Raw genomic sequence first — 20565 nt, forward strand, 5'->3', positions numbered from 1 at the left:
AATGCTCTCCTCCTAAATGATATAAAATAAAAATCCTGAAATCGTTGACATGGCAATAACGGAAATGACAAAAGCAGCCACAAGCTTTTTCTTAAAAATGCTGTTTAAAAGGGTCAGTTCCGGAAGGCTTGCTCCGGCTGAGCTGATCATGAGCGCCATGACAGGGCCCAGTGCCATTCCTTTAGCAATCAAAATCTGTGTGATTGGGATCATAGAGGAAAGCCTGATATACAATGGAATCCCGGCAACTGCCGCAATCGGCACAAGCCACCAGTTATCCCCCCCAAAGTATTGGGTGATCAGACCGGTCGGAACCGCGCCATGAATCACCGCTCCGATCCCTGCACCTATTAGAAGGAAAGGGTACACGGTTTTCATAAGCTGGACCGTTTCAGATAAAGCTCCTTTTATACTGAACCCGCTCTTAACGGGATCGAAATTTTTAACCAGCACATTTTTCACTTCCCCTTCAAATCCCAGCTTTTCTAAAATAAATCCGATGCTGAAAGATAATATAGAAGTAATAATCGTATAGGCAAGCGCCACTTTCCATCCCAGCACTGCTGCCATCAGTGTTATTATAGTTGGGTCGAGTACAGGAGATGCAAATAAAAATACCATGACTGCCTCGAACCGGATCCGGTTATTCAATAAATTGACGACCACCGGAATCGTTGAGCAAGAGCAGAATGGCGTCACAAAAGCAAACAGCAGTGCCAATCCTCCGCTAACAATCGGGGAGCTGTCCCTCATCCATTTTTCCATCCTGTGATAAGGGATAAATCCTTGTACCAAATTGATTAAAAAGGAAATGACAATAAATAAGATGGTTAATTCCAATGCGATTTCAATAAAACTTCTGCCTATTTCTGCCCACACAGCAGCTCAGCTCCTTTTATTTGCATTTTGCAACTATCATACCGAATAACAGCCGGCGTATTAAGAACGAATAGGCCGGCAGCACATTGAACTTTTTGCCATGGAATCGTTCAGCAGTTTAATCGAGGTAAGCACCTGTTCCTTTTCTTCTGGTTTCATAAAAGAAAAGACGTCCTCTAGAAAATTGTTCATTTGATCATTAATTGATTCAGATACATTTTTCCCTTTCTCTGTTAAAAAAAGATGGTAAACCCTTTTGTCATTTGCGGATTGTTTTTTTGTAATCATCCCTGATTTAACCATCGTTTGAATTTGACGGCTGAAGGTCGTAATATCCGTTCCCAAAGTATCTGCAACATCCTGGATTGAAGGAGCCTCCCTTCTTTCCAATTCTGCCAGGATGTGGCTTTGAACAAGTGTCAAATCTGCATCAGCTGCTGTGCAGCAGTTTTTGTCAAGAAGACCAAGCCGTCTGACCATAATTTGAAACAACTCCCGTTTCGTCTCCATTTTATCCCTCCTCTAGTTATGTATAATCTCATGATAGTTCATAAACTTGCAAATTGCAAATATTTTACGAAAAAAGTAGAATCCTTTAAAAAAAGGATTCTGAAAGAAACGATTATTGATTTTCCATCACCGCAAAATAATTCTCTTCATAATCCGCAAAATTGAAGACCTTTATGCCTCCCATGTCCATGATCTCCCCGGCTTTCACTCCTTTACCGGAAAGCGAACGATGAAATTCTTCCAGGTTTTCTGTAAAAAACATGAGAGACGGCGTTCCTAGATTCAGTTCCGGGGACATTTCAGCGATGTGTTTTTTGTTGTGCAAAATGATGCTCGTCTCGGCATGAGGTGAAGCTGAAAGCTGAATCCACCGCATTCCGTTCTCCATCGTCTCATCTGCTATGATTTGAAACCCTGCCATTTCAGTCCAAAATCGTGCTGCCAGGTCCTGATCCTCTACATACAGCATCACTTCAGCAAGCTTAGTAATCATGTTTTTCGCTCCTTTTTTTATGGGATACAGTTTATTATTTCGATCCCGGCTGTCTGTTTTCCTCTGCTGCTTGAAAAATGTACATGGCAAAAAGACCGGGAAATGTATGATTTCCCGGTCTGATTTGTTTATTTGTTTGAAAACGGCCGTTTAATATTTCTGCCAAAATAGATTTCGTTCATTTCCCCAGTAATTTTGTCTGTGATGTCCTTCTGCTCTGCTTCTGTTAACGAATCCTTGGAATAGCCGAACAGATAGTTGTTCAGGTCAAACTCCTTCAGCTTGCATTTCGTATGAAAGATTCTTTCCTGATAGATGTTGGAATCGATCATATCAAATTGATCTTGTATCTCTTCACACAAATAATTTTGAATGGAATTGATTTCATGATCGATGTAAAGTTTTTTTCCTTCTATATCCCTTGTAAAACCCCTCACACGGTAATCGATTGTCATGATATCCGTATCAAACGATTGTATGAGATGGTCTAAAGCCTTTAATGGAGAGATTTCTCCGCATGTCGATACGTCAATATCGGCTCTGAATGTGCTGATTCCCTCATCAGGGTGGTATTCAGGGTATGTATGTACTGTTAAATGGCTCTTATCAAGCTGCATGACAACAGATTCCGGAGTAGCGGGCGGTGAATCTTTATCCGTTTCGACCGGCACTTCGACAACAGGCCCCTCTGAAACGAGTACCGTAACGCTTGCACCCTGAGGGACGTAATCCTGCTGCGCGATGTTTAAAACGTGTGCCCCAATCGTATCGGAAACCTTTTGCAAAATGTTGGTCAGCCGCTCGGCACTGTATTCTTCATCGATGTATTCGAGGTACGCCTCCCGCTCTTCACGGGTTTTCGTGTAACAGATATCATACAGATTAAAGCTGAGCGACTTCGTCAAATTGTTAAAACCATGTAGCTGGATTCTCTGGTTTGATGCTTCATTCATGATTCATTTCCCCTTATAAAAAAAAGTTTGATGGAATTTTATAAGTAAAATACCCTTCCAGCTGAAAAAAAAACAGGCTATCCAATTATGGAGCAGCGCGGGCAATTTTGGAAATGCTTAGCACCCTGAAAGATTAGATTGACACCTCGGCGCATATCCTGTATTTTGTTCAAGTATGTATAAATTTCAGGAGGTTTCACTTGGACAAGCAGAATACACATCAAGTTAAGATCACAACCGCCGATCCATCGGCTATCGGCTTATTCGGACTGGCGATGGTCACACTCGTTGCCTCTTCTCAAAAATTAGGATTAACAGAGGGTCTATCCTTTATTATTCCATGGGCCATTTTCCTTGGAGGTCTGGCACAGATTTTTGCCAGCATTCAGGATGCAAAGCATAACAACACGTTTGGCTCCACTGCATTTGGTGCGTTTGGACTGTTTTGGTTCGGGGTCGCCGTATCCTGGCTCATGCAGCTCGGAGTCTTCGGAGAAGCGGTCTCAGCTGATATCGATTCCAGACAGCTCGGTTTTGCCTTCACCGGTTACCTGATTTTCAGCCTGTTTATGACGATTGGCGCCATGGAGACACATAAAGTGCTGTTTACTATTTTTGTACTAATCGACTTTTTATTCATCGGCCTCGCACTGAGCTCCTTCGGAATTGCCCATGAACAGACGCATATGCTTGCTGCTGTTTCAGAAATGCTGATTGCCCTCGTTTCCTTTTACGGATCAGCGGCTGCAGTATTAAACCCGCATTTCGGACGGGAGTTTCTTCCGGTCGGCAAACCGTTTGGCATCTTTAAGAAATAAAAAGAAAAGGAAGAGTTCAGACACGTTTAGTGTCTATCTCTTCCTCTTTTTTTCTATATGGGCGGCGTCGGCCGCTGGATTGATGAAATGGACTGTGTTTTAGCTGATTTAATAGCGCTGTTGCGCTTGGAGTTGTCGAATTTGTAAAGATGACTGTTTTGAGAGCGCTTAAACCAGTTATGGTGTCTGGATATCAGCGATATTTTCCATATTTCGACGAAAATAAAAATATATCAGCGATATTTTCCATATATCGGCGAAAATAAAAAGATATCAGCGAAATTCACGTTATATCGACTTTTCGGGACAATTCGACAACGCAAGCTGCGTTTATGCAAGCAAAAGGAGACTAGGTAATGGAAACCCGGTCTCCCGCAAGCACAATTAATATGCCCTCTTGCTTAATCCTGCTTACCCTTCCAGTCCTTCGACCGCTTTCCCGTTTATAGAGCAGGTTACTTTAATCTCCGCATTGAGAGAATGGGAGACGGAGCAGTATTTATCTACCGACAGCTTTACCGCTTTTGCCACTTTTTCCTCTGGAAGGTCTCCTTCCAGTACATAGTGGATGTGTACATTGGTGAACCGTTTCGGATGATCTTCCGCTCTTACCCCTTCCACTTCCATCTGAAAGTTTACGGGCTCCAGGCGCATTTTTTTCAGGATCAGGATGATATCGATTCCGGTACAGCCTGCAACCGCATGCAGCAGCAGTTCTGTTGGCCGGGGACCGCTGTTCACGCCTCCGCTTTCCTGCCCTGCATCCATTTTGATCTCATGTCCGGATGGAGACAATCCGCCAAATGAGAGATTGCCATCCCACGCTACAGTCGTTTTCATCTGATTCAGCTCCCTGTTTTTCTTATAGTATGACACAGCAGGCTATTTTTAATAGCCCAGGAAAAACCAACAGCAAGGAACCGTGTTTAAGCTTTCTTGATCCAGAATTTCAATACGTCCCCTTCTTCTGCCGTCTGTAGAAGTTCATGTCCTCCGGATTTCGTCCAGGCGGTTAAATCCGCCTTTGCTCCTTTGTCAGTAGAATGGATTTCGAGGATTTGGCCTGATTCCAGCTCGTTCATTGCTTTTTTAGTTTTTACGATCGGCATCGGGCAGGCAAGCCCTTTTGCGTCTAATACTTTATGTCCGTTCATCTATTTCCTCTCCAATCGATTGTTTGTTTTAGTACATATACCCGTATATATATCATAACTCACTCTATATACACGAGTACCCCTACTGGTACTTAATTAACCACTGTACATTTGTTAAATAAACAGATTTACGTTTCCGTTTTCAGCATCTGCAAGGTATGCTGCTACTCCTGCATACTCAATATCCTCAAGCAGTTCACCCTGCTGCAGTCCGAGCAGATCCATCGTCATCGTGCATGCTACCAGGTTTATTTCCTGCTCTTGAGCCATTTCTACAAGCTGAGGCAGAGTCATGGCATTGTGCTTTTTAATGACGTGTTTGATCATTTTCGGGCCCATACCCGCAAAATTCATCTTAGAAAGACCCATTTTGTCTGCACCGCGCGGCATCATTTTGCTGAACATTTTTTCAAGAAATCCCTTTTTTACATTGTACGGCTCATCTTTCCTCAATGCATTCAAACCCCAGAAGGTATGAAAAATTGTCACCTTATGGTCGTAGGCTGCTGCTCCATTTGCAATGATATATGCCGCCATGGCTTTGTCATAATCTCCGCTGAATAGGATAATATTGGTTGTCTTTTGTTCAGTCATGTTTATTCCTCCTGTATATTACCCTAAGGGGTATATGAGTTGTTAAAAATAAAATACCCTATCGGGTATGAATTACAGCAAAAAAACAGCAGGTTCGTTACCCCTGTGGGTATAACAATACAAAAGATCCAACGTATTGTCAACCCAAAGATACGATTACCTGCTTTTAACGAGAAGTTCTACTGCCTGCTTGACGAGATGATCCGTAGATTCTCCTTTGGCAATATTTTCGCGGACACAATCCTCCAGATTCTGACTGACAATAACGCCCATTGTGCGGTCAATCGCATTTCTTGCAGCAGACAGCTGGATCACAATATCTCTGCAGTCCTTGCCCTGCTCCATCATGCCAATGACGCCTTTGATCTGGCCTTCAATTCTTTTAAGGCGGTTTAATGTGTTCTTATTGTATTCCAATCTATTTACTCTCCTTTAATTTATAGGTAATTGATAATATCTTATACCGCATCGTACCCGTAAAGCAAGCAATTTCGCTTAAATCCAATGAGTTCTGCGATAGGAGGCAGGAGACATTTTCATTCTTTTCTTAAATACCCTGCTTAAATAAAATCCGTTGTTGAATCCGCATTCTTTAGCAATTGTGTCGAGGGTTTTGTCTGTCTCCAGCAGCTGCTGCCTCGCCTCCCTGATGCGGATTGCGGTTAAATAATCAATCGGGGTCATCCCGAGATTTTTGGCGAACCTTCTAGTAAATTGAACTGAGCTCAGCCCCATTTCTTTAGCCAGGCTGTTGAGTGAAATCTGCTGGAATGCATGGTTCCGAAGGTAGAGGATCGCTTGATAGATGATTGGATCCTGATGCTGCAGAGGACCAAGCTCTAACAGCTCTTTTTCCCCTTCCATCTCCCTGAGGCAGAAGAAGTCGAGCAGGAAGTGCTCTTTAAGCGAGATCGCTTTTTCATCCTGCTCATGAGCATACCTCCTTAGGTATGAAAAATTCGATTCGATCCGGTTGGTGTCCTTAATGGTAAATTCACCTGCATGTAATTCTCCCCCGCCCTGCAGCTCAAATTGAAAAAAATGAAAATTGAGCGGCGAAACGGCCTCCCTTTGGAGAGGGATTCCGGGTGGGCAGAGCAAAAAACTGCCCGGTCTTGCTGTACCTGACTTATTTAATACGGTATAGCGCAGAAGACCGCTTTCGATGCAGAAGATGCTCCAGTGCGGATAGGTATCCTCCTTTAAGAGAAACTGATTCAATGATTCCCAGTACGTATGCTGATGAATGTTTAATCGCTGAGTCATTTTATCCCCTTTTGTGAAAAATAGTATATACAGAAGAAAGATTTAGCTATGTCTTATAAATCGCTTACATACTAGAATAGTCCATAAGGCGTCAATTATTCAAGTGTTTATGGTGTGGTTCTTCAATAATAAAAACGCTTTATTAATGAGTTTTTAAAATATAGAGTTTGAAATATTGTATATCCTGTGTTTAAGTGAAGGGGAATGAGGGGAATGAAAAAGTGGCTTTCATTGTTCAGTTTATCGTTTGGAGCCACCCCGGCAATTGGGATGGCTCCTGTCCTCTGGCTGCAGCTGCGGAAACAGCCGTTCCAGAAGACCGCTCATTCCGTTGCAGGAGACGTAAAAAAGGTGCTGGGGATGCGGAATCGCCTTCATTATTTTTTTGTGCAGTTACAGCTTACGCGGGAATCACATATTTTACTCCGTACATGCAGAAAGTATATGGGATGAGTGCGTTTATGGCAGGTGTGCCCGCGATTTTGAGGACTTATGTGGTGCAGATGATCGGAGGTCCGCTTGGGGGATTCTTATCAGTTAAACCGGTTCTGGTAGTAAGGTGATCCGGACAGGTTTTCTGGACATGTTCCTTCTTACTGGTCTATTAAAATTCCTGCCCTCTTCCCCTGCCTATTTACATGTTGTTCTGGTAGTCATTCTGCTGCTGGTGACAGAAGTATTTGCAGTCCGCGGCATTTATTTTGCAGCGGTTAATGAAGCCCGGATTCCGTTTTAATTGACGGGTGCTGCAGCAGCCTTTGCTTCCTGTGTGGGGTATATTCCGGATGTTTTTGTTTCAGTGCTTTACGGAAGCTTGCTGGACAGCTCTCATGGTAAAACCGAATATATGATGATTTTTGGCTTTATAGCTGCTGCAACCGCTGCAAGGTTCATCCTCAGTGTCAATTTTGCTAAAAACACACGTTCAATAGCAGCTGCTGAATCTACAGACTGCACAAACACAATCAGACGATGGAGGGATTACGTTGAAAATTACCGGAATTGAAATCAAACACTATCTGCTTCCACTGGACCCGCCGTTTAAAGCGGCATGGGATCCAGCTCCAAGAAAACAGTTTGCTTCTACAATCGTTTATGTACATACAGATGAAGGGATTACCGGCATCGGCTCCGGGGATTTAATGACAGGATTCGAAGGCCATGAGCATCTTTTTATCGGACAGGATCCTTTTGACGTAGAACGCCATGCCAAGGTGCTCGATAACATTGACTTCCATTACGGCCGCCCATGGCCGCTTGATCTGGCACTTTGGGATATCATAGGCAAAGCCTCAAACCAGCCTGTTTACAAGCTTCTTGGAGCCAAGCATGATAAAGTACTCGCTTATGCCTCTACCGGTGAGCTCGTTACGAAGGAAGAACGGGCAGACCGTGCTCTCAAGCTTTATGAACAGGGCTTCAAAGCGATGAAGATCCGCTTCCATCACAGCAACCCGAAGGATGACATCGCGGTTGTGGAAGAGGTTAGAAAAGCGATCGGCGATAAGATGGACATCATGGTCGATGCCAATCAAGGGTGGAAGATGCCGTGGGACACAGAGCGCACGTGGGATTTTAAAACAGCGGCGAATGTCGCGAAGGAGCTTGAAAAGCTGAATGTATTCTGGCTGGAAGAACCTCTTCCCCATGATGATGCAGAAAACATGGCAAGACTGCGGCAGATGACTTCTGTCCGGATTGCAGGCGGAGAAATGAACCGCCGTTTCCACGAGTTCCGTGACCTTTCCAACAAAGGAGCTTTAGATGTGTATCAGCCAGACGTAGCGCTGTGCGGAGGCATCACATACGGCCGGAAAATCGCGGATTATGTTCAGGCGAACGGCAGCATTTACAGCCCGCACACTTGGACGAACGGAATTGGCGTCATCGCCAACCTGCACATTGTATTGGGCCTGAGCAACAGCCCTTATATTGAATTCCCTTATGATCCTCCGGCTTGGTCGATTGAACGGCGCGATTTTGTACAAACAGCCGAAACGATGCTCAACATCGATTCAGAAGGCTATTTGAAGGCAACGGACAAACCGGGCCTTGGATTTGATTTGGATGAAGAAGTGCTGAAACGATACGAAATTAAATACACGTATGTTGGAGAAAAAGACGAATAAAGGAGGACAAGTCCAATGAAAAGGTATCAAGCTTATATAAACGGTGTATTCGCAGACAGTTCCAGCGGCGAAACGATGGAAGCCAAATCCCCTGCCAATGAAGAAGGGTTTGCAGAGTTTCCATCTTGTACGGAAGAGGATGCACTGAAAGCGATCCAAGCTGCCAATGATGCGTACCGTGAGTGGAAAAAACGCCCTTCCATCGAACGCAGCCAATATGTGCAGAAGCTTGCGGCTCTCCTTAAAGAAGAACGATACCAGGACAGCATAGGTACGGCTATTGCAAAGGAAATGGGAAAACCGCTGAATTCAGCCAAAGGCGAGGTCGCAGGAGCTGCTGAACTTGCAGAGTACCATTCCCAGTGGGCCCGCAGAATTGAAGGCTCCGTTGTGGACGCAGACTCAAGCAATGAGCGGATCCTGATTTATAAAGAATCTCTCGGTGTCGTTGTGTGCATTGTGCCATGGAACTTCCCGATTTACGTTTTAATGAGGAAGCTTGCCCCTGCACTGGTTGCCGGAAATACCGTGATTGCCAAGCCGAGCTTTAAGTCGGCCGTCTCCGCTTTGGAGTTCGCGAAAGCTGTTGAAGAAGCAGGTTTCCCTAAAGGAGTCATCAATATCGTGACTGGCGAGGATGAAATTGTCGGAGATACACTGACCACTTCCGGGGATATTAACATGATTACCTTTACCGGAAGCACAAAGGTCGGAAAAATGATGGCCGAGAGAGCCTCCCGGAATATGGTGCGCACCTCTCTTGAACTCGGCGGGAAGGCTCCTGCAGTTGTGATGGAAGATGCCGATCTTGAGACGGCTGCAAAAGGAATCGCGGGCGGACGTCTGGCAAACAGCGGCCAGGTCTGCAGCAACACCGAACGGGTTTATGTTCACGAGAGCGTGAAGGATGCTCTGATTGAAAAGCTGAAGCGCGAATTTGAAGCATGCTCGATCGGTGACGGCATGGAAAACCCGGATGTGCAGATGGGCTGCATGGTTCATAAAAATGAAGCAAAGCGTGTGCATCAGCTCGTTGAAGAGGCAAAAGCAGAAGGTGCAGAAGTTGTGACGGGCGGACATTTTATTGAGGGGTTAAGCGAAGCTTTTTATCCCCCTACCCTTCTCGACCATTGTCATCAGAACATGAAAATTGTACAGGAAGAGGTTTTCGGTCCTGTCCTTCCAATCGTGACTTTTAAAACAGTGGATGAAGCGATCATGCTTGCCAACGATTCGGTCTATGGCCTCACTTCCAATGTGTACACGAATAATTTTCAATATGTGATGCGTCTCACAACGGAGATTGAAGCCGGAGAAGTTTACGTGAACCGCCAGCAAGGCGAAGCGTACCAGGGTTATCACGCAGGCTGGAAGCAATCCGGCATCGGTGGAGATGACGGCAAATACGGTTTTGAAGAATTCCTGCAGAAGAAGACCGTTTATCTCGATTTTTAGCGCCTACCCTCATTATAAGGAGAATAGAAGATGCTAAAGAACTTTCAATTTCATTTACGGACTAAAGTGGTTTATGGAGAGAATCAGTCATTAAAGCTTGCCGAGCATATCCCTTCAGGTGCAGGAAGCCCTAAAGCAGTCATCGTCACCGATCAAGGTCTTGTAAACCTCGGATACATCCAGCCGATCGCGGATGCTCTTTCAAAAGAAGGCGTTGAAGTGACGATATACAGCGATGTGAAAAGCAATCCGACGTTTCAGAACATCAATGAAGCGGCAGAGTTACTAAAAAAAACGGGCAGCAGCGCCGTCATTGGAATTGGCGGCGGCTCCCCCCTTGATACGGCTAAAACAGCGGCTCTCGTTGCTGGCGGAGACCAGGAAGCAGGGCATTATGCTTTAATGGCGAACCCCTTTCCCCCTAAAAAGGTTGTGACAATTGCCATTCCTACAACGGCCGGAACCGGCGCAGAGGTGACGAGTACGACAGTGTACTCCGATGAGAACCACCGGAAACTGTGGGCGTGGGATCAGGAAATGCAGCCTGAGATCGCTATTTTGGATCCTGTTCTGACCGTTGATCTTCCAGATTTTCTAACGGCAGCCACAGGTATCGATGCGCTCGTTCATGCGCTCGAGGCTCTCACTGGACAGGCTACCAGCCCGGTCATTGAAGCAGCGGGCCTTCATGCGATCCGCCTCGTTGCGGAAAATCTTCCTGCTGCATTAGAAAACAAGGGCAACCTGGAGGCCCGGGGGAATTTGCTGACCGCTTCTATGCTTGCAGGTGTTGCGATTGAACAAGGCGGGACGGGGATCGCCCATAACCTTGGCCATGCCTTGAGTACTGTAGGCGGTCTTCACCACGGAAGAGCGGTCGCGATCGCGCTCTACCACGCGTATGAATGGAACCTTGAGAGTCCGAGGATATCTGAGTTTGCGAAAGCTGCCCGCGCATTCGGCGCCTCCGGAGAGTTCGGGAGTGACGCAGAGCTTGCGAAAGAAGGAGCACGCCTTTGCCGCTCACTCATTGAAAGCTGTCCGATCGATCTCGAAGTCGGGATTGACGGACTAACCATGAAAGATCAGCAAGCCCTCTTTACAGCAAGCCTCGCTGAGGAAAACCGTCCAATGAGAGTGAACAACTGCCGTTACGCTTCAGATGAAGATTTGCAAATGCTTGTTGAACAAATTTTATCGCACAAAACAGCACCGAATTACGTATAGAACCTGACACAAAGGAACGCTTCTGCGTTCCTTTGTATGCTTTAAGCTCATTGATTCTCCCTCTTCCCCAGATTCTAAGCATCTGCTTTTAGATTCCTGCCATTCTACTCAATTCTGCTCCTCCCTCCTGCATCCGGTCATTCATATTGAAACCTCTTCCCGGGTATGCTAGAATTTCCGGGCATTCTTTTATTAAAAAAGAAAAATTTTATCTTATTTTCACCTGTTTTTGTTACATATTTCACAAAATAATCCTTTAGTGGGAATGTTCAGGAGGCATGAACGTGCAGCAGCTAAAAAAAGAAATCGGCTTTTTTGCCGCATTGGCGACAGTCGTCGGAACCGTAATTGGTGCGGGTGTATTTTTCAAGCCCACAGCCGTTTACGGCGCAACAGGATCTGCAAGCTTAGGCTTGCTTGCTTGGTTTATCGGCGGGGTCTTAACAATTTGCGCGGGGCTTACGGCAGCTGAGCTTTCAGCGGCTATCCCACAGACGGGAGGAATGCTCGCCTATTTGAAGCGGACATATGGGGATCTGACTTCTTTCCTTCTTGGATGGGCTCAGACTGTTATTTACTTCCCTGCCAACATCGCCGCACTGGCGATTATATTTGGAACCCAGACTGTCAGCCTGTTCGGCCTTGAAGCAAACAGCAGCCAGATGCTAATTGTAGCGATCGCAGCAGGAACGGCTGTTTTCCTCACCCTGATGAACTTCCTGGGTGCAAAAGCTGGAGGAGGAATTCAGGCAGTTTCCACGATCTGCAAGATGATTCCGCTCGCTCTGATTATTGTGTTCGGCCTTCTTCATGAGGAGAGTGTGCCATTTCAGCTCTTCCCGGTCGAAGCGGGTCCTGAGCAGGCGTCCTTTTTGACCGCACTTGGCTCGGGGCTGCTCGCTACGATGTTTGCTTATGACGGCTGGATCCTTGTCGGCAACATCGCAGGAGAGATGAAAAACCCGAAAAAGGATTTGCCGAAAGCCATTATCCTTGGACTGTCGGCTGTGATGGCCGTCTACTTGCTGATAAATGTGGCGTTTCTGACGGTTATGACTGCCGGATCTCTGGCAGGTACAGATACGCCTGCATCTGATGCATCGCAGCTCATTTTCGGTGCCTTTGGCGGGAAACTCGTCAGCATCGGGATCCTCATTTCTGTTTTCGGTTCCATCAATGGGTATGTGATGACAGGTATGCGCGTCCCCTTTGTGATGGCTTCAGAAAATAAGCTTCCGTTCAGCAAGTGGTTCGCTGCGCTCACACCAAAGAGCCGCGTTCCTTACAATTCCGGGCTGTTTATTCTAGGCATTGCCATCATTATGATGTTCATCGGCGGGTTTAACACGCTCACCGATATGCTCGTGTTTGTTATCTGGATTTTTTATACGATGACTTTCGCCGCCGTTCTTATACTGCGGAAGCGCGAGCCTGGACTTGCACGTCCTTACAAGGTGCCGCTCTATCCGTTGCTTCCGGTCATTTCGATCCTTGGCGGACTGTTTATCGTCATAAACACCCTCTTTACACAGACGCTTCTGGCCCTGTGCGGACTCGGAATTACCGCATTAGGCCTGCCGGTTTACTATATGATGAAACACAGGCAACCCGTTAAATAACAACTGACGTGAGCCCCGGAAGCAATCCGGGGCTTTTTTGGTTGAGTTCCCCTAAAAGGCATCAGATTTATAGGCTTTAAAACAGGATCTAAAACGACATCTGCCAAGATTGACGGCGCTACAGGCGATTTTAGAAAATCATCTTTAAATCCGCCTGTAGCGGCTTGGCGCAGGCGGGTTTTCATTATTGTGAATAATAGAATGCCAGCATGGCCAGTACAGCAAGCTTGCTTGTCATATCCTGCACATCCTTTGACGGATCGATTTCGACAATGTCCATTGCTTTTACTTTCTCATTTGATGCACAGGCACCTACCGCCGCCAGCAGTTCCCTCGACGTCAGCCCGCCCGGCCCTGCCGCCGGACAGCCGGGTGCATAGGCCTGATCTGCACAATCCATATCGAGAGAAAAATAAATCATGTCCACAGATTTGGCGAGCCTTACGGTTTCCCTCTCAATGATTGACCGGATTCCTTCCCTCTCTATATCGCTCATTGTAAAGACTGATATCCCTCTCTTGCGCGCATAGTCTCTGTATTCCTTCCCATTGGCAAAGTCCCTGATGCCGGCTTGAACGAGGTGCTCTCCCACAATAATGCCTTCTTCAATTAAACTCCTAAAGGGGGTTCCGTTCGTACGGCCGCCATCTTCTATGTTTCTTACATCATGGTGGGCATCCAACTGGATCACGCCGATTTTACCAAAGCGGCCGGCAAAAGCTTTTACAGACGGATACGTGACTCCGTGATCACCTCCGAGCAGCACGGTTCTCGGGCAGGTATCTGTTGAGAGAACTTCCCCTACAGTCGTATAAATCCGCTCCAGATTCACTTCTCCTGCAGCCGGGCTAAAGCGGATATCCCCGTAGTCCACGATTGTTCTGCCAGCATAATCTAAATCTTTTTCAGCGGAATACGTTGTAAAGGACCCCATACAGCGCCGGATGGCAGCCGGGGCATCTGACGCTTTGGACATGGAGATGGATAGCCTTGAGAGCGGCATGCCAATCAGGGCTAAATCTCCTCTCATTCCGCTTTTGTACGGGGTCACCGTCTCACTGATTTTCGTAATGAACCGGTCCTTAAAGATAGGCGGTTCACCTGGTTTCAGATAAGAAAAGGCCTGCATGCCGCTCTCCCTCCCAACGTTTTTCCCCTGCAATGTACACACTGTCTGTATGGTTCACCCCGAAATGGTAAGGCAGGTAGCGGTAATTCGGAATGTTCCAGATTGTAAAATCAGCCCGCCCCCCCACTTTTAAAGTTCCCGCCTCTTCACCGAATCCTGCAGCATGCGCAGCATTAACGGTCACTGCATTCCAGATTTCTTCAGCGGACATCCTGAGTTTCAGTGCGGCAAGTGACATGATCAGCTGCAGATTTTCTGTCACACAGCTTCCTGGGTTGAAGTCTGTTGCCAGTGCGACCGCTGCTCCCTCTTCAATCAGGCGGCGTGCGGGAGCATATCGCTCTTTTCCTAAATAAAAGGTCGTTCCCGGCAGCAGGACAGCAACCGTTTCTGATGCGGCAAGCATGGAGATACCCTCTTCAGAGACAGCTACGAGATGGTCGGCTGTTTGAGCCCCTAGCGAGACCGCCAGCTCAGTGCCTCCGGTCGAATGGATTTCATCCGCATGAATTTTCAGTTTGAGACCCGCACTTTTGGCTGCGAGCAAGAATTTGGAGCACTGCTCGGCTGTAAAAACACCGGTTTCACAAAAGATGTCAGCAAAATCCGCCAGACCCTCTTCTTTGATTTCGGTGAGCAGATCGGTCATTTCCTTTAAAAATTCTTCTTCCTTTCCTTTTCTGTCCGCCGGTACCGCGTGCGGACCGAGAAATGTGGAAGCGATCCGGATATGATGGGTTTCCTGAAGCTTTCGGGCAATCCTCAGCTGCCGCAGTTCCGTCTCCCGGTCCAGTCCGTAGCCGCTTTTTGCTTCCAGTGCTGTCACACCATGGGACAGCATACGCATGAGATGGAATTCTGCTTTTTTAAACAGCTCTTCTTCGGATGCTTTTCTCGTCGACGAAACGGTGGAAAGAATACCCCCACCGCTTTTTAAAATATCTAAGTATGCAGTCCCAGCCTGTTTCAGGGCCAGTTCATCCTCCCGGCTTCCTGCAAAAACAAGATGCGTGTGGGGATCGATAAGCCCGGGAGAGACCACTTTTCCTCCTGCATCCACCTTCTCGGCAGCGTGTATTCCTTCATTTGAAGGACCGATCCAGGAAACGTTGCCGTCTTTAACGGCGAATGCTGCATGCTCCAAAACCGGCAGGCGGCTCATTTCGTTCCCTTTCAGCGGTACGCCTGCAGAAAGCGGCAGTAAAAGCTGGCCTATATTGTAAATCAAAAGATCATTCATCCGTCACTCCTCCTCCTCCTCCATCATTGGAATGGATAGCGCATTCCTTGAAGCTGCCTGTTTTGCCTCCGCATAGCCTGCGTCGGCATGCCTTGCGATCCCCATTCCCGGGTCTGTTGCGAGCACCCTCTCCAGCCGTTCCCGTGCAAGCTCCGATCCATCTGCAACGATGACCATTCCGGCATGCAGTGAGTACCCCATCCCGACTCCCCCCCCGTGATGGACGGACACCCATGAGCCTCCAGCAGCGGTGTTGATGAGTGCATTCAGGATCGCCCAATCTCCGACGGCATCACTGCCATCAAGCATCGCTTCTGTTTCCCTGTTAGGGGAAGCAACAGAACCTGCATCCAAGTGATCTCTCCCTATCACGACCGGGGCTTTCAGCTCTCCGTTACGGACGAGTTCGTTGATCGCAAGCCCCATTTTCGCACGGTCTCCGTACCCGAGCCAGCAAATCCGTGAAGGCAGGCCCTGAAAGGACACTTTTTCACGGGCCATATCAATCCATCGCAGCAGCGGTCTGTTTTCGGGGAACAACTCTTTAACGAGCTCATCTGTCCGGAAAATATCCTGTGGATCACCAGAGAGCGCCGCCCACCTGAAAGGCCCTTTTCCTTCACAGAACAGTGGCCTGATGTACTCTGGAACGAACCCTTTTATATGGAACGCATCCGCGACGCCTTCATCTTTGGCCGCCTGGCGGATGTTGTTGCCGTAATCAAATACGACCGCCCCTCTTTTCTGGAACTCTAGCATGCAGGCGACATGCTGCGCCATCGTTTGCTTAGCGAGCTTTTTATACAGGATGGGATTTTCCTTTCGAAGGACAGCTGCCTCACTGATGGTTGTATCAGATGGAATGTATCCGTTCAAAGGGTCATGGGCTGAGGTCTGATCGGTTACGATTTCTATGTCGATCTGTTTCTCAAGCAGCTTCCGGAGAACATCCGCTGCATTTCCGGCGACGCCGATGGAGAGAGCTTCCTGGGCTGTCTTCGCTTCAATAGCCCACTTTAACGCTTCATCCAGATCCTCTGTCATTCGGTCGCAGTAGCCGGTCTCAAGCCTTTTCCGGATTCGCTCCGGATCTGCTTCTGCTGCAAGGCAAACTCCGCCGTTCATCGTGACGGCCAGCGGCTGGGCTCCTCCCATTCCTCCGAGCCCTGCTGTCAAAGTGATCGTCCCTCTCAGAGAACCGTTAAAATGACGGCGCGCGACCTCTACAAACGTTTCATATGTTCCCTGCAGAATTCCCTGAGTGCCGATATAGATCCAGCTTCCGGCCGTCATCTGCCCGTACATCATCAGCCCTTTCCGGTCCAGTTCGTCAAAGTGCTCCCAATCCGCCCATTTCGGAACGAGTACGGAATTTGACAGCAGGACACGGGGTGCTGCCGGGTGGGTTTTAAAGACAGCGACTGGCTTCCCGGACTGAACGAGCATGGTTTCATCATGTTCGAGCGTTTTTAAGGTACGTACAATCGCATCAAAAGCGGCCCAGTTTCTTGCCGCTTTCCCGATGCCGCCGTAAACGATCAGTTCTTCCGGTTTTTCGGCCACCTTAGGGTCCAGATTATTGCACAGCATGCGGAGTGCCGCTTCCTGCTCCCAGCCTTTGCATTCCAGTTCCATCCCTTTTTTTGCAGTGATCACGCGTTTCGTTTCCATCCATCAGGCTCCCTTTTTATCCGGGATGTTGTCCATCCCGCCTTATTTTTTTTAAGCCACTGGGCTGCATGTTCAATGTCCTTCGAAAACACACGGTCCTCCGTAATGGAAGGGACAATGAGTCTGGCATCCTCATAAAATGCTCTTGTAGCAGAAGCCATTTTATCAGCTCCCCTGTACTCCGCAGCCTGAAGGGCACAGATGCATTCAATGGCGAGCACCCGCCTTGCGTTCTGCACGATGACATAACAATGGCGGGCTGCGATCGTCCCCATGCTGACGTGATCCTCTTGATTGGCAGAAGAAGGGATCGAATCGACGCTTGCTGGATGAGCGAGCGTTTTGTTCTCGGAAACGAGCGACGCGGCACAATATTGCAAGATCATCGCACCGGACTGGAGGCCGGGCTGCGGGCTTAAAAATGGCGGCAGATCACTGAGGTGAGGGTTTACGAGCCGCTCGATTCTGCGTTCAGAAATATTCGCGAGCTCTGCCATCGCCATTTTCAAAAAGTCCATCGCAAAGGCAATGGGCTGGCCGTGAAAATTCCCGCCGGATATGACGGTACGGCCGCCATCAAAGATTAGCGGATTATCTGTTGCCGCATTCATCTCGATCTCAAGCTTCTCTTTTACATAGTCCAGCACCTGCCATGATGCACCATGAACCTGCGGGATGCATCTGAGCGAATAGGCATCCTGGACCCTCAGATCGCCTTGCTTTGTAACGAGTCGGCTGTCAGCGAGAATGTTCCGGATCCGCTCCGCCACCGCACACTGCTGAGGGTAGCCGCGTGCTTCATGAATCGATGGATGAAAGGCATCCATGATTCCGTTGAGTCCTTCCATTGTCATTGATGCAATCATCTCACTCTGAAAGGCCAGTGCTTCTGCCTCTGCATAGCAGATCACTCCCATTGCAGTCATCGCCTGCGTACCGTTGATCAACGCAAGACCTTCCTTCGCTTCCAAAACAATTGGCTGAACCCCGAGCTCTTTGAATACATCTGCAGAGGTCCGTTTTCTCTCTTGAAAGATCACGTCACCTTCGCCGATCAGAGCGAGCGCAAGATGGGACAGCGGAGCCAGGTCGCCGGATGCTCCGAGAGATCCCTGCTGGGGGACAACCGGGGTGATGTGTTCATTGAGCATGAAGGCAAGCCTATCAAGCAATTCCTTACGGATCCCTGAATAACCTTTTAGCAGGGCGTTGAGCCTGAGCAGCAGCATCGCTCTTGATACCTCATTTGAAAACGGCTCTCCTGTCCCGCAAGCGTGAGACCGGATTAAATGAAGCTGCAGCTGCATGACATCTTTTTCGTGAATCAGCGTGTCACTGAATTTGCCAAAGCCGGTGTTGATTCCATAAACCGTTCTGCCATCGCGGACGATCTTCTGAACAGCCTCTCTGCTCTTCTCAGCTTTCTGCAGGCTTTTCCTGCTGAGAAAAACCTGCTCTCCCTCCAGACAGACCTTCCGGACATCTGCAATTGTGAGTCCATTTCCCGTTAGCTCAACCAAGACCGTTCCCTCTCTCTTTTATGATTTTCCAAACAAAAAGAGACGATAATGGCAGTAAAAAACCATCATCGCCTCCTCTTTTCTCATGACTCTAGGCAATGTCCTTTATATATGATTGATTCCAAGTCCAGTCGTTTCATGCTCAAGACCCTTTACCGGGGCTCCGATGGTCCCGTAAAATGCAGCCGCGATCCATTCACCTTCAGATTCGTCTTCATACGGCTTTCCGCGGACGATAGCAAACCTGAGCCCTACTGTCCTGCTCATTTCCCCAATGGAAGGCTGCCCGCGCGTAACTCCTTCAATCCCTTCAAGCACCGCATGGTATAAAGCATGTGTCTCCCTGTAGCACTGATCCTTAATAATGCCATTGCGTTTTGCTGCGGTCTCGGCTGCTGCGATCACCTTTTGCATGTTCATCGATCCCACTCTTCCCTGGCAGTAGGAAAGCTCCTGAAGCGCCGGCTTGAAAAGCTCTAGCTCCGCCTCATCCAGTGAGGCAAGGAGGATCGCATATTTACCGATAGGAGTTTGTAGTGTCATCGCATTCCTCTTTTATCAGAATTTTCACTATTTACTATTCACTTCTTTTATTCTATGTGCGGATGCCCGTTCAGTCAATGAAATTTTTGAAAAGAAAAACAGGGCCTGAGCCCTGTTCCTGATGCTTTTAATAAAGCAGATAGTTTTCACGGATGTTCATAAATTGCTCCGTTTCTGATTTATAGCGTTTTACAATATCGTCTACTGCAGCGCCCTGCATCAGCATATCCTTAACCCATCCGTTCCCAAGCAGCAAGGTAAAGTTGTTGGCCGGCAAAAACTGAAAGTCGTCCGGATACGTGTCTTTTACCGTTTTTACGATGGACAGCCCCGTTCTCACTGCCTCAAATTTCTTCCTGTCTGTCACATATACCTGCACACCGTGTGAGAGCTTGCCGGAATGTTTGGAGAAGGACGGTGTGAAGGATGCGGCTCTGAAAGAAACACCCGGAAGCTTCAAGCTATTCAGTTTTGCAGCGAGATCTGTACTGTTGATGTAGGGAGCCCCGATTAACTCAAAAGGTTTGGTCGTTCCCCGTCCTTCTGAAAGATTTGTTCCTTCGATCATTCCGGTGGCCGGATAGACAAAGGCTGTGTCTTCTGTCGGCATGTTCGGGGAAGGCATCACAAACGGCAGTCCTGTGTCACTGAAGTCCATATGCCGCTTCCAGCCTTTCATTTTCACAACCTTCAAATCGGCTCCGATGTTAAATTCTTTGTTGAAAAGCATGGCGAGCTCACCGGCAGTCATCCCATGGCGGAGCGGGATCGGGTAAAGACCGACAAAGGAGGAGAACTCCGGCTCAAGCACCGGGCCATCCACTTTGATGCCTCCAAGCGGGTTCGGCCGGTCCAGTACGATGAACGGGATGCCTTTTTCCTTTGCGGCTTCCATCGCGTAAGCCATCGTGTAGATATACGTATAGTAACGCGTTCCGACGTCCTGGATATCAAACAGCAGTACATCGGTATCCTTCAGCATTTCCTGGGTCGGTTTTCTCGTTTTCCCGTACAGGCTGTACACAGGCAAACCTGTTTTTTCGTCCACGTAATACTCCACATATTCTCCTGCCTGTGCACTGCCTCTCACGCCGTGTTCAGGTCCGAACAGGGCAGTGAGCTGGACATTTTTATTTTCAGAGAGGATGTCCACGGTGCTTTTCAAGTGCCGGTCCGTGCCGGTCGGATTCGTAATCAGTCCGACCCGTTTCCCTTTTAAAAGATGCATGTTTTTTTTCAGCAGCAGCTCTGTACCGGTTTTAACCGTTTTCTCCTTCTTCCTCCCGAACAAGTCAGCATGAACGGTTGTAACGGTGCCCATAGCCAGGATGACAGCAAGCACTGCGATGATCATTTTTTTCATTC

At 47.9% G+C, this 20565-nt stretch carries 22 protein-coding genes; 7 read left to right on the top strand and 15 right to left on the bottom strand.

The genetic code is table 11. From position 1 onward, the window contains the following. Positions 1–12 precede the first annotated feature (12 nt). From GKZ89_RS00620 to speD, 4 genes are all read right to left on the bottom strand, one after another. Positions 13–879 carry a permease gene (locus tag GKZ89_RS00620; RefSeq protein ID WP_162356317.1) on the bottom strand — a complete coding sequence of 289 codons (867 nt, stop codon included), beginning with the start codon at positions 877–879 and terminating at the stop codon, positions 13–15. A 60-nt stretch (positions 880–939) separates the two neighbouring features. After that, positions 940–1389, bottom strand: a complete 450-nt coding sequence (locus GKZ89_RS00625) for a MarR family winged helix-turn-helix transcriptional regulator (RefSeq protein WP_155110450.1) — start codon at positions 1387–1389, stop codon at positions 940–942. A gap of 112 nt (positions 1390–1501) precedes the next feature. Further along, on the bottom strand, positions 1502–1882 hold the full coding sequence (locus GKZ89_RS00630) for a VOC family protein (protein WP_155110451.1): 381 nt from the start codon (positions 1880–1882) through the stop codon (positions 1502–1504). Positions 1883–2010: 128 nt separating this feature from the next. Further along, the gene (gene speD / locus GKZ89_RS00635; RefSeq protein ID WP_155110452.1) at positions 2011–2835 is read right to left on the bottom strand and encodes an adenosylmethionine decarboxylase; all 825 of its coding nucleotides are present in this window, start codon (positions 2833–2835) and stop codon (positions 2011–2013) included. Positions 2836–3035: 200 nt separating this feature from the next. On the opposite strand from speD, the gene GKZ89_RS00640 reads away from it, so the two are divergent. After that, entirely contained in the window at positions 3036–3653 is a 618-nt protein-coding gene (locus GKZ89_RS00640) for an acetate uptake transporter (protein ID WP_155110453.1), read from the top strand. Between the two features lie 411 nt (positions 3654–4064). Here GKZ89_RS00640 and GKZ89_RS00645 read toward each other — a convergent pair whose 3' ends face one another. The 5 genes from GKZ89_RS00645 to GKZ89_RS00665 form a co-directional block, all read right to left on the bottom strand. Further along, entirely contained in the window at positions 4065–4493 is a 429-nt protein-coding gene (locus GKZ89_RS00645) for an OsmC family protein (RefSeq protein WP_155110454.1), read from the bottom strand. Between the two features lie 86 nt (positions 4494–4579). After that, positions 4580–4807, bottom strand: a complete 228-nt coding sequence (locus GKZ89_RS00650) for a sulfurtransferase TusA family protein (RefSeq protein ID WP_155110455.1) — start codon at positions 4805–4807, stop codon at positions 4580–4582. A 114-nt stretch (positions 4808–4921) separates the two neighbouring features. Next, positions 4922–5401, bottom strand: a complete 480-nt coding sequence (locus GKZ89_RS00655; protein ID WP_155110456.1) for a DsrE/DsrF/DrsH-like family protein — start codon at positions 5399–5401, stop codon at positions 4922–4924. Between the two features lie 156 nt (positions 5402–5557). Beyond that, a complete protein-coding gene (locus GKZ89_RS00660; RefSeq protein ID WP_155110457.1) occupies positions 5558–5818 on the bottom strand; it encodes a metal-sensitive transcriptional regulator in 261 nt (86 codons plus the stop codon). 78 nt (positions 5819–5896) lie between these two features. Further along, positions 5897–6667 carry a helix-turn-helix domain-containing protein gene (locus tag GKZ89_RS00665; protein ID WP_155110458.1) on the bottom strand — a complete coding sequence of 257 codons (771 nt, stop codon included), beginning with the start codon at positions 6665–6667 and terminating at the stop codon, positions 5897–5899. Between the two features lie 221 nt (positions 6668–6888). Between GKZ89_RS00665 and GKZ89_RS00670 the strand changes: the two genes are divergently transcribed. From GKZ89_RS00670 to GKZ89_RS00695, 6 genes are all read left to right on the top strand, one after another. Beyond that, complete coding sequence (locus tag GKZ89_RS00670) at positions 6889–7230, top strand: hypothetical protein (protein WP_155110459.1); 342 nt, start codon at positions 6889–6891, stop codon at positions 7228–7230. Positions 7231–7250: 20 nt separating this feature from the next. After that, positions 7251–7403, top strand: a complete 153-nt coding sequence (locus tag GKZ89_RS00675) for a hypothetical protein (RefSeq protein ID WP_155110460.1) — start codon at positions 7251–7253, stop codon at positions 7401–7403. Between the two features lie 250 nt (positions 7404–7653). Further along, a complete protein-coding gene (locus GKZ89_RS00680; protein ID WP_155110461.1) occupies positions 7654–8796 on the top strand; it encodes a mandelate racemase/muconate lactonizing enzyme family protein in 1143 nt (380 codons plus the stop codon). Between the two features lie 15 nt (positions 8797–8811). Then, positions 8812–10251 (top strand): aldehyde dehydrogenase, encoded by a 1440-nt coding sequence (aldA, locus tag GKZ89_RS00685; protein ID WP_155110462.1) that lies wholly within the window; start codon positions 8812–8814, stop codon positions 10249–10251. 30 nt (positions 10252–10281) lie between these two features. Beyond that, on the top strand, positions 10282–11478 hold the full coding sequence (locus tag GKZ89_RS00690; RefSeq protein WP_155110463.1) for an iron-containing alcohol dehydrogenase: 1197 nt from the start codon (positions 10282–10284) through the stop codon (positions 11476–11478). A 278-nt stretch (positions 11479–11756) separates the two neighbouring features. Continuing rightward, positions 11757–13097, top strand: coding sequence for an APC family permease (locus GKZ89_RS00695; protein WP_155110464.1), 1341 nt, complete (start codon positions 11757–11759; stop codon positions 13095–13097). A 184-nt stretch (positions 13098–13281) separates the two neighbouring features. Here GKZ89_RS00695 and GKZ89_RS00700 read toward each other — a convergent pair whose 3' ends face one another. The 6 genes from GKZ89_RS00700 to GKZ89_RS00725 all read right to left on the bottom strand — a co-directional run bounded on the left by GKZ89_RS00700 (position 13282) and on the right by GKZ89_RS00725 (position 20563). Beyond that, on the bottom strand, positions 13282–14226 hold the full coding sequence (locus GKZ89_RS00700; protein WP_155110465.1) for an agmatinase family protein: 945 nt from the start codon (positions 14224–14226) through the stop codon (positions 13282–13284). Continuing rightward, positions 14195–15466, bottom strand: coding sequence for an imidazolonepropionase (hutI, locus tag GKZ89_RS00705; RefSeq protein WP_155110466.1), 1272 nt, complete (start codon positions 15464–15466; stop codon positions 14195–14197). Before hutI ends, GKZ89_RS00700 begins: the two co-directional genes overlap by 32 nt. 3 nt (positions 15467–15469) lie before the next feature. Beyond that, entirely contained in the window at positions 15470–17137 is a 1668-nt protein-coding gene (gene hutU, locus GKZ89_RS00710) for a urocanate hydratase (protein ID WP_155110467.1), read from the bottom strand. Next, positions 17119–18657, bottom strand: a complete 1539-nt coding sequence (gene hutH / locus GKZ89_RS00715; RefSeq protein WP_155110468.1) for a histidine ammonia-lyase — start codon at positions 18655–18657, stop codon at positions 17119–17121. The genes hutU and hutH overlap by 19 nt, the downstream gene beginning before the upstream one ends. A gap of 105 nt (positions 18658–18762) precedes the next feature. Beyond that, positions 18763–19200, bottom strand: a complete 438-nt coding sequence (gene hutP / locus GKZ89_RS00720; protein WP_155110469.1) for a histidine utilization transcription antiterminator HutP — start codon at positions 19198–19200, stop codon at positions 18763–18765. A gap of 127 nt (positions 19201–19327) precedes the next feature. Next, a complete protein-coding gene (locus tag GKZ89_RS00725) occupies positions 19328–20563 on the bottom strand; it encodes an exo-beta-N-acetylmuramidase NamZ family protein (RefSeq protein WP_155110470.1) in 1236 nt (411 codons plus the stop codon). Positions 20564–20565: the final 2 nt, after the last annotated feature.

Source organism: Metabacillus mangrovi (assembly GCF_009711125.1).
GTDB lineage: Bacteria > Bacillota > Bacilli > Bacillales > Bacillaceae > Metabacillus_B > Metabacillus_B mangrovi.

Excerpts from the sequence above, each read along its gene's own strand:
- GKZ89_RS00625 (WP_155110450.1), bottom strand. The coding sequence starts at position 1,389 with ATGGAGACGAAACGGGAGTTGTTTCAAATTATGGTCAGACGGCTTGGT.
- GKZ89_RS00630 (WP_155110451.1), bottom strand. The coding sequence starts at position 1,882 with ATGATTACTAAGCTTGCTGAAGTGATGCTGTATGTAGAGGATCAGGAC.
- speD (WP_155110452.1), bottom strand. The coding sequence starts at position 2,835 with ATGAATGAAGCATCAAACCAGAGAATCCAGCTACATGGTTTTAACAAT.
- GKZ89_RS00645 (WP_155110454.1), bottom strand. The coding sequence starts at position 4,493 with ATGAAAACGACTGTAGCGTGGGATGGCAATCTCTCATTTGGCGGATTG.
- GKZ89_RS00650 (WP_155110455.1), bottom strand. The coding sequence starts at position 4,807 with ATGAACGGACATAAAGTATTAGACGCAAAAGGGCTTGCCTGCCCGATG.
- GKZ89_RS00655 (WP_155110456.1), bottom strand. The coding sequence starts at position 5,401 with ATGACTGAACAAAAGACAACCAATATTATCCTATTCAGCGGAGATTAT.
- GKZ89_RS00665 (WP_155110458.1), bottom strand. The coding sequence starts at position 6,667 with ATGACTCAGCGATTAAACATTCATCAGCATACGTACTGGGAATCATTG.
- GKZ89_RS00675 (WP_155110460.1), top strand. The coding sequence starts at position 7,251 with ATGTTCCTTCTTACTGGTCTATTAAAATTCCTGCCCTCTTCCCCTGCC.
- aldA (WP_155110462.1), top strand. The coding sequence starts at position 8,812 with ATGAAAAGGTATCAAGCTTATATAAACGGTGTATTCGCAGACAGTTCC.
- GKZ89_RS00690 (WP_155110463.1), top strand. The coding sequence starts at position 10,282 with ATGCTAAAGAACTTTCAATTTCATTTACGGACTAAAGTGGTTTATGGA.
- GKZ89_RS00695 (WP_155110464.1), top strand. The coding sequence starts at position 11,757 with ATGAACGTGCAGCAGCTAAAAAAAGAAATCGGCTTTTTTGCCGCATTG.
- GKZ89_RS00700 (WP_155110465.1), bottom strand. The coding sequence starts at position 14,226 with ATGCAGGCCTTTTCTTATCTGAAACCAGGTGAACCGCCTATCTTTAAG.
- hutI (WP_155110466.1), bottom strand. The coding sequence starts at position 15,466 with ATGAATGATCTTTTGATTTACAATATAGGCCAGCTTTTACTGCCGCTT.
- hutU (WP_155110467.1), bottom strand. The coding sequence starts at position 17,137 with ATGGAAACGAAACGCGTGATCACTGCAAAAAAAGGGATGGAACTGGAA.
- hutP (WP_155110469.1), bottom strand. The coding sequence starts at position 19,200 with ATGACACTACAAACTCCTATCGGTAAATATGCGATCCTCCTTGCCTCA.
- GKZ89_RS00725 (WP_155110470.1), bottom strand. The coding sequence starts at position 20,563 with ATGAAAAAAATGATCATCGCAGTGCTTGCTGTCATCCTGGCTATGGGC.